Origin of the sequence: Halanaerobium saccharolyticum subsp. saccharolyticum DSM 6643 (assembly GCF_000350165.1) — a bacterium.
GTDB lineage: Bacteria > Bacillota > Halanaerobiia > Halanaerobiales > Halanaerobiaceae > Halanaerobium > Halanaerobium saccharolyticum.
The window spans coordinates 329,482-344,042 of the sequence record NZ_CAUI01000021.1 but is presented as its reverse complement, the minus strand read 5'-3'; the positions used below and the strand labels follow the sequence as shown (position 1 = coordinate 344,042).

The 14,561-nt window shown below is 31.8% G+C and carries 18 protein-coding genes; 3 read left to right on the top strand and 15 right to left on the bottom strand.

Annotated features, from left to right (window positions below; genetic code table 11):
• Positions 1-50: 50 nt before the first annotated feature.
• A complete protein-coding gene (gene ispE / locus HSACCH_RS10065; protein WP_005489628.1) occupies positions 51-914 on the bottom strand; it encodes a 4-(cytidine 5'-diphospho)-2-C-methyl-D-erythritol kinase in 864 nt (287 codons plus the stop codon).
• 132 nt (positions 915-1,046) lie between these two features.
• Between ispE and HSACCH_RS10060 the strand changes: the two genes are divergently transcribed.
• A complete protein-coding gene (locus HSACCH_RS10060) occupies positions 1,047-1,556 on the top strand; it encodes a biotin transporter BioY (protein ID WP_005489627.1) in 510 nt (169 codons plus the stop codon).
• 50 nt (positions 1,557-1,606) lie between these two features.
• Here the strand turns inward: HSACCH_RS10060 and HSACCH_RS10055 are convergent, their stop codons facing one another.
• The 14 genes from HSACCH_RS10055 to HSACCH_RS09990 all read right to left on the bottom strand — a co-directional run bounded on the left by HSACCH_RS10055 (position 1,607) and on the right by HSACCH_RS09990 (position 13,134).
• Complete coding sequence (locus HSACCH_RS10055) at positions 1,607-1,918, bottom strand: LiaF transmembrane domain-containing protein (protein WP_005489626.1); 312 nt, start codon at positions 1,916-1,918, stop codon at positions 1,607-1,609.
• A complete protein-coding gene (locus HSACCH_RS10050; RefSeq protein ID WP_005489624.1) occupies positions 1,908-2,444 on the bottom strand; it encodes a PspC domain-containing protein in 537 nt (178 codons plus the stop codon). Before HSACCH_RS10050 ends, HSACCH_RS10055 begins: the two co-directional genes overlap by 11 nt.
• Before the next feature lie 194 nt (positions 2,445-2,638).
• Positions 2,639-4,366, bottom strand: a complete 1,728-nt coding sequence (locus HSACCH_RS10045; protein WP_005489622.1) for an ABC transporter ATP-binding protein — start codon at positions 4,364-4,366, stop codon at positions 2,639-2,641.
• Between the two features lie 173 nt (positions 4,367-4,539).
• Positions 4,540-5,196, bottom strand: coding sequence for a phosphate signaling complex protein PhoU (gene phoU / locus HSACCH_RS10040; RefSeq protein ID WP_005489621.1), 657 nt, complete (start codon positions 5,194-5,196; stop codon positions 4,540-4,542).
• 81 nt (positions 5,197-5,277) lie between these two features.
• Positions 5,278-6,039, bottom strand: coding sequence for a phosphate ABC transporter ATP-binding protein PstB (gene pstB, locus HSACCH_RS10035; RefSeq protein ID WP_005489620.1), 762 nt, complete (start codon positions 6,037-6,039; stop codon positions 5,278-5,280).
• Positions 6,040-6,053: 14 nt separating this feature from the next.
• Positions 6,054-6,905 carry a phosphate ABC transporter permease PstA gene (gene pstA, locus HSACCH_RS10030; protein ID WP_005489615.1) on the bottom strand — a complete coding sequence of 284 codons (852 nt, stop codon included), beginning with the start codon at positions 6,903-6,905 and terminating at the stop codon, positions 6,054-6,056.
• Positions 6,905-7,864, bottom strand: a complete 960-nt coding sequence (gene pstC / locus HSACCH_RS10025; protein WP_005489613.1) for a phosphate ABC transporter permease subunit PstC — start codon at positions 7,862-7,864, stop codon at positions 6,905-6,907. The genes pstA and pstC overlap by 1 nt, the downstream gene beginning before the upstream one ends.
• Before the next feature lie 110 nt (positions 7,865-7,974).
• Entirely contained in the window at positions 7,975-8,880 is a 906-nt protein-coding gene (locus HSACCH_RS10020; RefSeq protein WP_005489612.1) for a PstS family phosphate ABC transporter substrate-binding protein, read from the bottom strand.
• Positions 8,881-9,119: 239 nt separating this feature from the next.
• On the bottom strand, positions 9,120-9,458 hold the full coding sequence (locus tag HSACCH_RS10015; RefSeq protein WP_005489610.1) for a YlbF family regulator: 339 nt from the start codon (positions 9,456-9,458) through the stop codon (positions 9,120-9,122).
• Positions 9,459-9,627: 169 nt separating this feature from the next.
• Positions 9,628-10,395: a sulfite exporter TauE/SafE family protein gene (locus HSACCH_RS10010; protein WP_005489607.1), complete on the bottom strand. Its 768-nt coding sequence runs from the start codon at positions 10,393-10,395 to the stop codon at positions 9,628-9,630.
• Between the two features lie 125 nt (positions 10,396-10,520).
• Complete coding sequence (locus tag HSACCH_RS10005) at positions 10,521-11,384, bottom strand: universal stress protein (protein WP_005489606.1); 864 nt, start codon at positions 11,382-11,384, stop codon at positions 10,521-10,523.
• A gap of 124 nt (positions 11,385-11,508) precedes the next feature.
• A complete protein-coding gene (locus tag HSACCH_RS10000; RefSeq protein WP_005489605.1) occupies positions 11,509-11,739 on the bottom strand; it encodes a thioredoxin family protein in 231 nt (76 codons plus the stop codon).
• A 64-nt stretch (positions 11,740-11,803) separates the two neighbouring features.
• A complete protein-coding gene (locus tag HSACCH_RS09995; RefSeq protein WP_051056343.1) occupies positions 11,804-12,778 on the bottom strand; it encodes a permease in 975 nt (324 codons plus the stop codon).
• On the bottom strand, positions 12,769-13,134 hold the full coding sequence (locus HSACCH_RS09990) for an ArsR/SmtB family transcription factor (protein WP_005489601.1): 366 nt from the start codon (positions 13,132-13,134) through the stop codon (positions 12,769-12,771). The genes HSACCH_RS09995 and HSACCH_RS09990 overlap by 10 nt, the downstream gene beginning before the upstream one ends.
• A gap of 388 nt (positions 13,135-13,522) precedes the next feature.
• On the opposite strand from HSACCH_RS09990, the gene HSACCH_RS09985 reads away from it, so the two are divergent.
• Positions 13,523-14,230, top strand: a complete 708-nt coding sequence (locus HSACCH_RS09985) for a gamma-glutamyl-gamma-aminobutyrate hydrolase family protein (RefSeq protein ID WP_235044013.1) — start codon at positions 13,523-13,525, stop codon at positions 14,228-14,230.
• Positions 14,223-14,513, top strand: coding sequence for an ArsR/SmtB family transcription factor (locus HSACCH_RS09980; RefSeq protein WP_005489598.1), 291 nt, complete (start codon positions 14,223-14,225; stop codon positions 14,511-14,513). Before HSACCH_RS09985 ends, HSACCH_RS09980 begins: the two co-directional genes overlap by 8 nt.
• Positions 14,514-14,561 lie beyond the last annotated feature (48 nt).

Below are 14,561 nucleotides of genomic sequence, written 5' to 3'. Positions count from 1 at the left end.
ATATATCCCATGTCAATCACATGTCAGCTTTTTATTTTGCAGTAATCTTATTAATATTTATCAATTGTTTTTACTACAGTTACAAAATCATTTTTGCGCGGCCACTTTGCAGCAACTTTTTCAGCTTGTTTGCGACTACTATATAGAGAAAACACTGTTGGCCCACTCCCAGAAATCATAGTAAATTGAGCCTTGGTATTTTTAAAAATATCTTTAACTTCTCTAATTTCAGAGCAAATTTTTTCGGCAGCTTCTTTTAAATCGTTTTTATAATCCAGATTCCAATTTATTTTTTCTTCATTTTTTAAATTATCCAATACTGCATTAAAATTTGAACTATTTTTATTATTTAATTGATCATATAACTTATATACTTTTGGGGTAGAAATCTTAAATGATGGTGTTACAATAACTAAATGTTTTTCCCCAATAAAAGGTAATGATTCTAATATTTCTCCTTTACCGGAAGCATACGCTGTTCCTCCTTCAAGACAAAAAGGAACATCAGAGCCGATAGTTACTAATCTTTTTCTCATAGTTTCATAATCGGTTTCTGTTTCAAAGAGTTGATGAAGACCTTTCATTACTGCTGCTGCATCTGTACTTCCCCCTGCCATTCCAGCAGCAATAGGAATATTTTTTTCTATATAAATTTCTACACCCTGCTTTACTTCTTTATGCTCTTCAAAAAATATTTCAGCTGCTTGATAAGCAAGGTTTTCTTCATCAGTTGGAAGCTCCACATGTGATGTTTTTACTACAATACCACCACTTTTTTTCTTCAGTTTTATCCTATCAGCTAGACTTATACTCTGCATAATCATCTGCAGTTCATGAAATCCATCTTCTCTTAATCCTTTGATATGTAAAGCAAGATTTATTTTTGCAGGTGCTTTTAAATATAATTCTCTCATGTTAATCCCCCCAGTTTTATTAATAAATTAGTAGATAAAGTTTGAAAAAAATAAAAATTATGATATGATTATTTAATGTAAATTGACTAATGGTCAATTATTTATAAATAAATATATAAAGGAGTTTTGAAAATGGAAACTAATAAAATGATTAAAGCAGCTTTAATGGCAGCTCTGACTGCAGTTGGTGCTTTTATTATGATACCAATCGGTCCTGTACCTATAACTCTGCAGTCATTCTTTGTTCTACTTTCGGGACGTTTGCTTGGTAAAAAATATGGTGTGCTTGCTCAAATTACATATCTTTTGCTAGGTGCTTTTGGCTTACCTATTTTTTCCGGTGGGCGTGGAGGCCTGGGTGTAATTGCCGGACCAACAGGTGGATTTCTAATAAGCTTTGCTCTAGCCGCCTGGATTGCAGCTAACTGCAGTGGGAATAAGAAAAAAGATTTCTTTATTTTAGTTGCTGCAGTTTTAAGTAATTATATGATTGGAAGCCTTTATTTTGCTTTTGTTACCGGAACAGGAATAATTGCTTCCTTTAACTTGACTATAATTCCTTTTATACCAGGAGATATATTAAAAATATTTATGGTATTATTATTAGCACCAATAATTAAAAAAAGACTTAAAATTAATTAAAAGAAATCCCACCTTAAATATTTAAGGTGGTTTTCTTTTTTTTAAGTATATTATCTAAATGGTAGATTATTAAAATTAAATATCCTCATTCTCATCTGGGGAATAAAATAAAATGGCTGTTGATTAACCAGCAAATAAATTAAATAGATAGATAATACAGCAACTATTGCAGGAACAATAAACCAAAATTTAGTTTTTTGTAACAAAGTATGAAAACCAAAAATAATTAATAACAAGGGCCAATAACTTCTTAGAAAGAAAAAAATATTAAAATTATATTTACCTAAAGTATCACCTAAAAATATTATCCCTGTAAAAATTAAAATTATTGCAATTAGACTGCGATCTCGATTATCTGTCATTAGTATCACCTTTAAGCATTAAAGCCCCAGCAGCAATCAAAATTAATGGCCAATACCTTTCCCAGTATAAATCTGGAACCCAAATATCAATTAAAAAAATAGACCCAACTAAAATCATGATCACAGCAAATAATTTGCGGCGATTATTATTGCTATTATCGTTATTTTGATCATGGTACCGCTGATAATATTCTTTTTCACTTTCAGTTCTATTTTCTTGATTAGAGTTTTCACTTCTCTCTTGATCAGTATCTGCACCATAGCTCTGCTGTTGATTTTCACTTTCCTGTTTCTCTTGATCTTCTATATAATAATCATCAGGCATTCTATATTCATTTTTAACTGGTTCCTCTGACATTACAATCCAGGCAATAATATAGGCAATTAAACCAATACCCTGAAATAAAAATATAAATAAAACTGCCAGTCTAACTAAAGAAGAATCCACATTGAAATAGTCTGCCAAACCTCCACAAACACCTGCAATCATCCTATCATTTTTGGAACGATATAATTTTTTGCTCATGACTTACCATCCTTCCGTAATATAGATTAAATAATTTATATGTTTTTTTAGTAAAATATTTTTTAATATTATCTTTTTCATGTTTATAGTATCGCAGATTTAATGACTGTTGTCAAAGAAAAAAGCCGAGACATAGCCCGACTTTTAGCAACCTTTATTAAATTATTCTTTTAATAATTAATTTCAATATATTTTTATCCAGCTAATTCAGATGAAAATTGTTCATTATATAATTGGGCATATTCTCCACCATTTTTAATTAATTCATTATGTTTACCGCGCTCAACTATGCCTGATTCGGTTAAAACAATAATCTGATCAGCATTAATCACAGTGGATAAACGGTGAGCAACTACTAAAGTTGTTCTACCTTTAGCCAATTCCTCAAGTGATTCCTGAATTATTTTTTCACTTCTATTATCAAGTGAAGAAGTTGCTTCATCCAGAATTAAGATTGGCGGATTCTTCAAAAATGAGCGCGCAATGGAAACCCGCTGCTTCTGACCTCCAGATAATTTAACTCCTCTTTCCCCAATATCAGTATCATAGCCCTCACTTAAATTTAAAATAAACTCATGGGCATTAGCCTTTCTGGCTGCTTCTTCAATTTCTCCAGTCGAAGCATTTGCTGTACCATAGGCAATATTTTCTCTAACTGTACCATTAAAGAGAAAAACATCTTGCTGCACTATACCAATATTACGGCGCAGAGATTCTAAAGTCACATCCTTAATATCTATATTATCAATAGACAAACTACCACTGTCAATCTCATAAAACCTGGGCAGAAGTTTAGTTAGAGTTGATTTGCCAGCACCAGAAGGGCCAACGAAGGCTACTGTTTTACCAGGCTTAACTTCTATATCAACATTTGTTAATACTTTTTCATAATTATCATAACTAAAACTTACATCCTCATATTTAATTAAACCTTCCACATCTTTTAACTCCTCAGCATCAGGAAGATCGATTATCTCAGGATCAACCTCTAATAACTCTTTAAAACGACTGAATCCTGACATCCCCCGCTGCAGCTGTTCATTAAAGTTAACAAGCCTTCGAATAGGGTTCATAAACATATCTACATAGAATAGGAAAGCTACCATCTGTCCAACTGAAAGTGATCCATTATAAATAAAGTAGCCTCCTGCTGCTAGGGTACTCAAACGAATAAGATTAATAAAAAGATTCATCCCTGAATGAAACTGAGCCATGTTTTTCATTGCCCATTCACGGGATCGGCGGTAGTTGTGGTTGCCCTCGCAAAATTTTTCATTCTCATAATCTTCATTGGTAAAAGATTTTACTACTCGAATTCCACTTAAACTGTCTTCGACTATTGTATTTACTTCTGCCATTTTTTCTCGTATTACCTTAAAGGCATGATACATCTTCTCTCCCAGCTTTTTCGAGAAAAAGAACATTATTGGAATTAGGGCAAAGGTAACAAGGGCCAGCTGCCAGTGCATATTAATTAAAATAACCAGTGACCCCACCAGAAGCATTGAAGAAATAAGTAGATCTTCCGGACCGTGATGAGCAAGCTCAGAAATATTATTTAAATCATTTACTACCCGTGACATTAAATAACCTACCTTATTATTATCAAAAAATTTAAAAGATAACTTCTGCAGATGGGTAAATAAATCTGATCGCATATCAGTTTCCATCCTGATCCCAACTACATGCCCCCAGTAATGGACTATATATTGAAAAACAAAACGCAGTCCATAAATAATCAATAAAATCACTGAAATCCGGATCATCATATTTAAATTTCTACCCGGAAAATGTTCGTCTATCAGCTGCTGAATAAACATTGGATAAATCAAATCCAGACCTGACATCAAAACAGCACTACTCAAAGTGGCTGCAAATAATTTCCAGTGGTTTTTATAGTAGCTTAAAAACTTCTTTAACATAATTTATAGTTATCCCCCTTTTTATTTACTAATTAGAAATTTTATCATAGCCCCAAAAATATTGCAATCAAATGTTATTTAAGAATAAAAAAAAGATACACCCCCATTTAAGAGTGTACCTTATTATTGAATTCGAAACTTGATTTTAATTAAAATTAAAGATTATTTAATTATTATAGCTCAGTCCATTCGCCTGTCTTCATATAAACAGTACGCTCACAAATGTTGGTTGAGTGATCTCCAATTCTCTCCAAAAAGCGACTGATAAACATAAGTGAAGTCCCCTGTTCAATCGTTTTAGAGTCATTCTCCATAACATTTAATAGTTCAGATTTAATTTGCTTATCCAACTGATTAACTTTTTCATCTCCAGCTGCAACTTCCTTTGCTTTCTCAATATCCATATCAACAAAAGCTTCTAGGCTTGCTCTAAGCTGCTGTACAACTATATCTCTCATACCTGGAAGATCCTGCATTTCCTTAATTAGCGTCTGATCTCCAATATCTAATACTTTATGAGCGATATTGGCTGCATTATCACCTATTCTCTCTAAATCAGTTACCAGCTTGGAAATAACTATAATTTTACGTAAATCAATTGCTACCGGCTGTTGGAGAGCAATTAAACGGGTACATTTTTCTTCTATTTCGAGTTCATAATCATCTATTATATCATCATTTTCTATAACTTTAGAAGCCAGCTCAAGATCCTTATTTATTAAAGCCTCAATGCTCTGACTAATACTTTCTCCAACCACACTTCCCATTTTCAACATTTCATTTTCAAGATCATTCAATTCTGTATGAAAACTTTTGCGAGAATCATTCATTTAAATTATTCCTCCTTAAAGCTGTTAATTATAAATTACTGCAACAGCTTTTATCCTAATAAATTTTTGGGGGGTTAACTTTTAACCAAAACGTCCTGTTATATAATCTTCAGTTCTTTGATCAGATGGATTTTCAAATATCTTGTCTGTTTTATCATATTCTACAAGCTCACCCATTAAGAAAAATCCAGTCATATCAGAAACACGAGCAGCCTGCTGCATGCTGTGAGTTACAATTACAATACTGTAGTTATTTTTTAATTCCTCTATTAAATCCTCAATCTTAGCTGTAGCCACCGGATCTAAAGCCGATGCAGGTTCATCCATTAAAAGCACCTCTGGTTTTACAGCCAGAGCCCTCGCAATACATAAACGCTGCTGCTGCCCACCAGAAAGACTAAGAGCAGATTTATCAAGCCGGTCTTTTACCTCATCATATAAAGCTGCACCTTTTAGACTTTCAACAACAATTTCTTCTAATTTAGCTTTATCTGTTATTCCATGTATTTTAGGACCATAGGCCACATTTTCAAATATTGATTTTGGAAAAGGATTAGGCTGCTGAAAAACCATCCCTATTCTTTTGCGGAGATTTACTACATCTACGTTCTCCTGATAAATACTTTCTCCATCAAATAAAATGTCCCCTTCAAGTCTTGCTCCTTCTATTAAATCATTCATTCTATTGATTGTCCTTAAAAAAGTCGACTTACCACAACCGGATGGTCCAATTAAGGCAGTAACCTTATTTTTTTCTACATCCATTGTTATATTTTCTAAAGCTTGAAAATCATCATAGAAAAAATCTATATCTTTAATTTCTAATACTTTTTGCTTTGACATTGATTATCCTCCCTTTACTTACGGCTGTATTTATAGCGAATAAATGTTGCCAGTCCATTTAAGATAAATAATAAAATTAATAATAATAAACTACCACTTGCAGCTACCAGTTCATATTCTACTTTGGGCAGGGAAGTCCAATTAAAGATCTGAATCGGCATTACCGTAAAACTATCCATAATTCCCTGAGGAGTAAACATAACAAAGGTTAAGGCTCCCATCATAATTAAGGGTGCAGTCTCTCCAATTGCCCTGGATACTGCTAAAATTAAACCTGTGATAATTGAAGGTAGAGCTGAAGGTAATACCACCTTATAAACTGTATGCCAGTGATTTGCTCCTAAAGCATAAGATGCATTCCTCAGTGAATCCGGAACACCTTTTAGAGCTTCTTGAGCAGAAACAATTACTACTGGCAGCACCAGCAAACTCAAGGTTAAAGCACCTGCCAGCACACTCCGTCCCATATTTAAATATCTAACAAATACTCCAAGACCCAGCATCCCATAGATTATTGAAGGAATTCCTGCCAGATTGGCAATATTAAGTTTGATTAAATCTGTCAACTTGTTTTTCGGTGCATATTCTTCTAAATAAATTGCTGTTGCTGTTCCCACAAAAAAAGTGATTGGAATCATCAGTCCAATTACATAAATAGTTCCATAAAGTCCGGCCTTAATTCCTGCTTTTTCGGGAAAACGCGAATCAAAACGGGTGAAAAATTCCCAGTCCAGCATGATTGTACCTTTTGAAACAATATCATAGATTAATGCTGCCAGCACTATTAAACCTAAAGAAATAAAGACTAAAAATACATACTTAAATATTTTATCGGTCCGCATTCTTTTCTTCTTTAAATCAGCCATTATTGATATACCTCCCTATATTTCTTTAAGATCAGATGACTTATTATATTTAAGCTTAGGGTCATCAAAAATAACAATAGGCCAACTGCAAAGATTGTATAATACTGTAAGGAACCAACAGGTGTATCCCCAAGGCTGATCTGAACTATAAAACCGGTCATAGTCTGAATCGGTTTTAAGAAACTAGATGTAAGCTGTGGTCTCATACCTGCTGCTACTGCGACAATCATGGTCTCACCAATTGCTCTCGAAATTGCTAAGATAAATGAAGATAAAATTCCAGATAAGGCTGAAGGAACCATCACCTTTGAAGCAACCTCAAAGCGAGTTGAACCCATAGCATAAGCGCCCTGTCTGATACTTTCAGGAACAGCATTTAAGGCATCTTCACTTAAGGAAATTACCATCGGCAAAATCATAATTCCCACTGCTATACTTGCACTCAAAGCATTAAAAGTCTGTATATTGGGGAAAATAGGTTTTAAAACATTTGGGGTGATAAAAGTTAAAGCAAAATAACCATAAACTACTGTGGGTACTCCTGCTAAAATTTCCATAATCGGCTTAATAATCTTACTAAATCTGGTTGAAGCATATTCTGTTAAATAAATTGCACTTCCTAGACCAACCGGAATTGCAATTACAGCAGCTCCTAAAGTGATCATCATTGTACCTGCCACCAGCGGTAAAACTCCATAAGATAAATCAGGCTCAATTAAAGGATTCCACTTAATTCCTGTTAAGAAATCTAGTACAGGCACCTGTTCGAAAAAATGAAAAGAATCTGTAAACAGAATTAGTATAATACCAACTGTTGTAATCACTGAAACTAATGTGGTCAAAAGTAAAATATAATTGACCAGACCATTCTTATTTTTTTTAGAATTCATATATCGTATTTTAGGATCAAAAAATAAAGAGGTCCAGCTTTTTTTGTTTTTGTTTTTCAAGTCTGACATTTAAAAACCACCTTTCTTCAAAATTTATGAAATTTAAACTGCCTAAAAAGGGGCAATTCACGCCCCTTTTGACAGTTATTTAAGATTTTTATTTTATAAATTATTTTCTTTTAGTTTGCTAATTCTTCAACTTTAGCTAATACTTCATCATAAGATGGAAGTGGTGCATATCCAACCTGTGGTACAATTTCCTGAGCATTTTCAAAATAGAACTTCAAGAAAGCTTCAACCTCGGGACGCTGCACAGCTGAATTTTTAGCGTAAACAAATAATGGTCTGGCAAGAGGTGTATATTCTTGAGCAGCAATTGTTTCTGGAGAAGGTAGCACACCATTTACTGCTACTGCTTTTAAAGAATCACTGTTTTCTGCATAATAAGCATAACCGAAATATCCAAGTGCATATTTGTTACCAGAAATTCCTCTAACTAATACATTATCATCTTCACTGGCTGTAAAATCGGAACGGCTGGCTCCACTTTTACCATTAATCTCTTCAGTAAAATAATCAAAAGTACCAGAATCTGCACCAGGACCATAAAGATCAATTTCTTCATCTGGCCATTCTGCTCTAACATCACTCCAGGTTTCAACACTGGAATTTGGTTCCCAGATCATTTTTAGTTCTTCAACAGTCAGATCATTTGCCCAGTCATTTTCTGGATTAACAGCAACTGTAATTCCATCATAACCAACAATAAACTGAGTAAATTCGATTCCATTTTCAGCTGCAATTTCTGCTTCAGACTCTTTAATCTCACGAGAAGCATTACTTAAATCTGTCTCACCTATATTAAATTTAGCAAAACCTCCACCTGAACCAGAAACACCAACTGTAACTCTTACTCTAGGATTTACATAAGAAAATTCTTCTGCCATTGCCTGAGTTACTGGATAAACCGTACTGGAACCATCAATCTTGACTGTACCTTCAAGCTCCTCTGCAGCAACACCTGCTGGAAGTACTGCCATAACTAAAAGTGCAAGAACAAAAAATAATGTTGTAACTTTTCTCATTAATATTTTCCCCCTTAAGGAATTTTGATTTTTTATTTAACTTGACTCTGATTAAAATAATAACAGGCTAATGTTACAGCAGTATGTCACTTATGTTAATAAAATGTTAACAAAAGAAAAAACCGCCCAGAAGGCGGTTTTAATCATTAATAAATTATTTAAAATTTATTTATATTAGATTCTTTAAGATCAAGCTCAATTAAGATTATGAGATTTATATCAATCTTTAACTTTTAATATTATTTAGGATTATTTTCAGAAGCTTTTGGAGATAATTTTTGATTAATCCTTTTATGGACTTTAGACATTAATTTATTAAACTTTTGCTGTTTTTGCATAAATGATTTTATTTTTTCATTCTGCCACATAGTCTTTTGCAGAGATGCCATCTTTTTCTTTAATTTTTCACTTTCTTTATTTTTATCAATTTTCTTCTGTAAATCCTCGATTTGATCAACTAATTCTGACGCATCCTGATCAGAATCTATTTTCTCTTCTGCATTTACCATAGCTACAAATTCATCTGATTCTACAATTGCATCGGCTAATTTTTCTGCTTTTGTCATTACTTTTGACATTAATAAAAACCCCCAGTTTATTATAAAAATTCTTAAAATTTTCATCTAAACTTATATTCTATCATTAGTATACTAAAAAAATCTATTTAAATCAAAAAATATAAAAAATAAGTGATTTATATTAAAGCTATAATTATGTAAATCTTAATTCTTTAAAAATTTATCATCTCTAATTTAAAATATTAACGATCATAAATATTGCAGCAGCAGTATTTATCAAAGCAAATACTGACTTCAAATTTTTGCTCTCTATATTGATTGCAGTTCTACTGCCAACTATTCCACCAATTACTGCAATCAAAGCCAGAGGAATAGATAATCCTAAATTAATATCTCCATGAAAACTATGCCCAAGAAAACCGGTTAAAGCTGTTACGGCAACCATGGCAGAAGAGGTACCGACTGCAACTGTAATTGGTACTCCACATGCTAAAACCATTAAGGGGACTTTAAATGATCCGCCTGAGATTCCAATCGCTCCAGCAAAAAAACCGGTTATAGCCGCAATTGGAATTGCAAACCAGAGGTTAACTATATAATGATAGCCATTAAATTCTCTTTTCCAGTAACCAAATTTATTTTCTGAGCTTATTTTTCTCTCTTTAACTGGTAAAAACATAAAGAAAGAAACAACAATCAATACTCCTGCAAAAATTAATTTAAGAATATGATCATCAAAGCCACCTGCCAGATAACCACCTACAAAAGCCATAACATCAGTAGCTGGATCAATTATTAACGCCAGTTTCCAATCAATCCTTTTGCTTTTATTAAAAACCAGCATCGACACTCCAGCTGTTGTCATCATAATTAATTGAGAAGTTGTCGCTGCATCTGTCATTGCAACCCCAGCCGAAATCATGGCCAGCAAATAAAAGTTACCTCCACCTTTACCGACCATGGCCATAAAGGTAGCTAAGATAAAAATATTATCCATTTAAACATCTCCCCTGATTATTTAATTTCATCTAAATATTATCAACATTATGAACATATGTCAATAAGATTTGGTTTTTGATTAGATATAATTTGAAATGTTTAAATGGAGTTTTAAATACTTTTCTATCTATTATTCTTTTTTACAGGGACAAGCAATACGGGTATTGGTGATTTTTCAGCAACCTTTACTGCTGTACTGCCAATTAATAGTTCTTTAAGATTGCCTTTACCTTTTGTAGAAATAACAATTAAATCTGAATCTTTTTCTTCAGCAATTTCAATAATATTTTGAGCAGGATCACCGTGACGAACTTCTATATCATAGCTACTGCTTATATTATCAGTTCTTAATTTGTTCTGAATATCTTTTAATTTTTTTTCCGTTATCTCTTTTTTCTCATTCAATTCCTGCAGATCATCACTACTTTCTATTATAGAAGTGAGTATTATCTTTTCTGATGGTTTACTCATTCTTTTAATCATTTCTAGTACCTGATCAGTAGAACCAGAAAAATCTAAAGGTAATAATATTTTTTGAATACTATCTACGGCTATTTTTTTATTATTGTTTTCATCTCTAAATTTTTCAATGAAAACTGGCACTTTACTTTTTCTAATTATATTTCGAGTATTACTACCAAGAAGAATTTCTTTTATAACCCCACCACCATGAGAAGCCAATAATATTAACTGACAATTTTCTTTTTCAGCAGTTTTAATAATTTCTTTATAAGGTTTTCCTTCTTTTACAGTTGTTGCAGCCTTCATACCTATCTCTTCTGCTTTTTTTCTGCTATTTTCTAATAATTTTTTATCAGCTTTTTTAGCATATTCAACCGCTTCTAGACTACCAAAATCATTTTCTAAAACCTGTAAAATTAAAACATTTTTAATCCCAAAATCTTTTAATTTCACTAAAGAATCAACTAATTTTTCTGCATTTTTAGAAAAGTCTGTAGCTAGTAATACTTTGCCATCTTTAAACATAATAGCTCCCCCTTAATAATAAGCCTTCTATTTAAACAGTAATATAAAAGAAAAAAAGGATACCTATTTATATTCAATTAGGTATCCCAAATAGTAGTTCTAATATTTTTTATAATAATTTAAATTAAGAAATTAATTTTTTTATTTCTTCTACACTTGCAACTTTACCTTTTATTTTAACCTCTCCATCAATTCCAATAGCAGGTGTACTCATAATTCCAGCCATTGCAATTTCTTTCATATCTTCTACTTTAACTATTTCAGCTTCAACACCTGTTTCCTCAATTGCTTTTTTAGCATTATCAGCTAAATTGACACAATTTTTACATCCTGGTCCATAAATAGTGATTTTCATAATTAACACTCCTCTTATTTTTTTATTTATTTTAATGATAATTTAATTATCATTAATTACAATTTTAAACAAAACTCATAACAAAATTAAACATATAACCAACACCAATAATTGAAATTCCAACAACTGTTATAAAAACTGTTATTAACTTTGGTTTTATAACTTTACGTAAAATAATCATTGCCGGTAAAGATAAAGCAGTTGTTGCCATCATAAAGCTTAAAGCAGTTCCTAAAGCAACTCCTTTACCCATTAAGGCCTCCACAATTGGAATTGTTCCAACTGCATTAGCATAAAGTGGAATCCCCACAATGACTGCAGCAATTACAGATAAAGGATTATCTGCGCCTGCGTATTGAGCCAGTAATTCTGCTGGTGCATAACCGTGAATGGCAGCTCCAATACCAATACCAATTATAACATAAAGCCAGACTCTGCTCACAATTTCTTTAACTTCTGCTTTAGCAAAATTAATTCTGTCACTCCAGTTGAGTTCTTCAATTTCACTTTCTTCAGCACTTATCTGGTAAACATATTCTTCCACCTGCTTTTCCATTCCTAAAGCCTCGATTACAATTCCACCAACTATTCCAACTAAAATACCACTAACAAGATAAAGTGTACCTATTTTCCAGCCAAAAATGGTATATAACATAACCAGAGCTACCTCATTAACAATTGGAGATGTTATTAAAAAAGAAAAAGTAACTCCTAGAGGTATTCCCGATTCGACAAAACCAATAAAAATTGGGACTGAAGAACAGGAACAAAATGGTGTAACAACTCCTAGCAGCGAAGCCATAATATGTCCTGTTATCTTTTTATAGTTGCTTAAAAGTTTTTTTGTCTTTTCCGGTGGAAAGTAACTCCTAACAATTGAGATAAAAAAGATCATTATCGAAAGCAAAAAGATAATCTTTGTCGTATCATAGAAGAAAAAATGAACTGAATCTGCTAGTCTCGTACCTTCTTCTATGCCAAATAAATTATAAGTCATTAAATCCGCAAATCTGATAAATATTTCAAACACTAACAACATCCCCTTCCTTTATTTGCTGTTCTGATTTCTGCTGCAGTATCTAAATTATTTAATCTATTTTGAAGTTCAGTTAAATTTAACTCGTTCAAAGAATCTGCTTTTAAAGCAATCACCTTTGCTAAATAACTATCATATACAGTTCTATCTATAGAATAATATATCCACTTACCACTTTTCTCTTCACTTAAAAGATTTAAATCTTTAAAATAACTTAAATGTTGAGAAACACTGGATTGTGATTTATCTAATAATTCTTGAAGCTGACAAACACAATATTGACCATCAAGCAGCAGCTTTAATATTTTAAGACGGTTCTCATCCGCTATACATTTTAAAAATTTAAGTAATTCGTCCATATGCCATCTCTCCTTTTGATATTAATATTAACTAATGTGATTATATAGTAATTTTTTTCTCATGTCAAATGAATTTTACTATAAAGTTATCACCTGTGATTATAATGTCTAATATCTTTATAATAGCAAGCTTGATAATTAAAAACTTTTTGGTTTGCGTTGCTGAATTTGTAATTTTTGAAAAAATTATTATAAAAAAATCATTATACATATCAATATATATCGGTATGTGATGATTGATTATTGAAAATTATTAGCTATTTTGTTAAGTTTGATATTTGACAAAAAAATAAACTTCTTATAATATATAAATATATTTAAATATGTCAATTAAAGGACTGATCTATTATGAATTCACCTGTTGTTGGAATTACATCTTTTTGTGCCTGTGAAAAAAAAATATACTAAAATTCGCTGCAGCTATATTAATGCTGTTTATAGAGCCAACGGAACACCAATTATCATTCCTCCTTTTGACAGCACTAAAAAACTTAAAGAATATATTGATTTGATTGATGCTTTAGTTTTAAGTGGGGGTGAAGATGTTGCTCCGTCAAGCTATGGTGAAGATAATGTGATTGAATTAGAAAATATAAATCCTGACCGAGATAAATGGGAAATATCTTTATTTAAAGCAGCTTATAAAGCTAAAATTCCTATTTTAGGTATTTGTAGAGGAATGCAGTTAATTAATGTTGCTCTGGGAGGAAGCTTGTATCAAGATATTGATCATCAATTAAACTGTAATTTCAGCCATCTTCCTTTAGATTTAGAAAAAAGAGAAAATCGAGAATACGTGAACCATAAAGTAAATATAATGGAAAACACTCTTCTAAATAAAATTTTGGGAACAAATCAATTAAAAGTTAATTCTCACCATCATCAAGCAATTAAAAAAACTGCTAAGAATTTAAATATTGTTGCTAAATCTGAATGTGGTATAATTGAAGCTGTAGAAAATAAATCCAAATCTTTTTTAATTGGAGTTCAATGGCATCCTGAAGATTTAATAAACAACTACAGCTGTTTCATTAACTTATTTTCTGAGCTTGTAGAGAATGCAAAAGTCAGAAAAGAGGAAAATATTAATGGATGATAATAAAAAAATAGTAAAAATGTTAAAAGCTATCGCTGATAAAAATAGATTGCAGATGATTAATCTGCTGAGCTCTAAAAGTCTATGCAGCTGTCATTTTGTTAACCTCTTAGAAATAAGTCAACCAAATGTTTCTCATCATTTAAAAATACTAAAAGAAGCAGATCTTGTTAAAACTTCAAAACGAGGTCGCTGGATTGATTACAGTTTAAATGAAGATAATTTTGACTTAGTAAAAAATAAACTTAATAATATTCTAAATCGGTGTGATAAAAACTATTAATTTACTGAAATTAGTTAAAAAATTTTATATTTAACCAAATAACTGATA

What these genes read in the sequence shown, in the direction of transcription:
- phoU (WP_005489621.1), bottom strand. Translation starts at nt 5,196, where the DNA reads ATGAATGATTCTCGCAAAAGTTTTCATACAGAATTGAATGATCTTGAA.
- HSACCH_RS10005 (WP_005489606.1), bottom strand. Translation starts at nt 11,384, where the DNA reads ATGTTTAAAGATGGCAAAGTATTACTAGCTACAGACTTTTCTAAAAAT.
- pstC (WP_005489613.1), bottom strand. Translation starts at nt 7,864, where the DNA reads ATGTCAGACTTGAAAAACAAAAACAAAAAAAGCTGGACCTCTTTATTT.
- HSACCH_RS09980 (WP_005489598.1), top strand. Translation starts at nt 14,223, where the DNA reads ATGGATGATAATAAAAAAATAGTAAAAATGTTAAAAGCTATCGCTGAT.
- HSACCH_RS10055 (WP_005489626.1), bottom strand. Translation starts at nt 1,918, where the DNA reads ATGACAGATAATCGAGATCGCAGTCTAATTGCAATAATTTTAATTTTT.
- HSACCH_RS10000 (WP_005489605.1), bottom strand. Translation starts at nt 11,739, where the DNA reads ATGAAAATCACTATTTATGGACCAGGATGTAAAAATTGTGTCAATTTA.
- HSACCH_RS09995 (WP_051056343.1), bottom strand. Translation starts at nt 12,778, where the DNA reads ATGTTGTTAGTGTTTGAAATATTTATCAGATTTGCGGATTTAATGACT.
- pstA (WP_005489615.1), bottom strand. Translation starts at nt 6,905, where the DNA reads ATGGCTGATTTAAAGAAGAAAAGAATGCGGACCGATAAAATATTTAAG.
- HSACCH_RS10045 (WP_005489622.1), bottom strand. Translation starts at nt 4,366, where the DNA reads ATGTTAAAGAAGTTTTTAAGCTACTATAAAAACCACTGGAAATTATTT.
- pstB (WP_005489620.1), bottom strand. Translation starts at nt 6,039, where the DNA reads ATGTCAAAGCAAAAAGTATTAGAAATTAAAGATATAGATTTTTTCTAT.
- HSACCH_RS10010 (WP_005489607.1), bottom strand. Translation starts at nt 10,395, where the DNA reads ATGGATAATATTTTTATCTTAGCTACCTTTATGGCCATGGTCGGTAAA.
- ispE (WP_005489628.1), bottom strand. Translation starts at nt 914, where the DNA reads ATGAGAGAATTATATTTAAAAGCACCTGCAAAAATAAATCTTGCTTTA.
- HSACCH_RS10050 (WP_005489624.1), bottom strand. Translation starts at nt 2,444, where the DNA reads ATGAGCAAAAAATTATATCGTTCCAAAAATGATAGGATGATTGCAGGT.
- HSACCH_RS10015 (WP_005489610.1), bottom strand. Translation starts at nt 9,458, where the DNA reads ATGTCAAAAGTAATGACAAAAGCAGAAAAATTAGCCGATGCAATTGTA.
- HSACCH_RS10020 (WP_005489612.1), bottom strand. Translation starts at nt 8,880, where the DNA reads ATGAGAAAAGTTACAACATTATTTTTTGTTCTTGCACTTTTAGTTATG.
- HSACCH_RS10060 (WP_005489627.1), top strand. Translation starts at nt 1,047, where the DNA reads ATGGAAACTAATAAAATGATTAAAGCAGCTTTAATGGCAGCTCTGACT.
- HSACCH_RS09990 (WP_005489601.1), bottom strand. Translation starts at nt 13,134, where the DNA reads ATGGACGAATTACTTAAATTTTTAAAATGTATAGCGGATGAGAACCGT.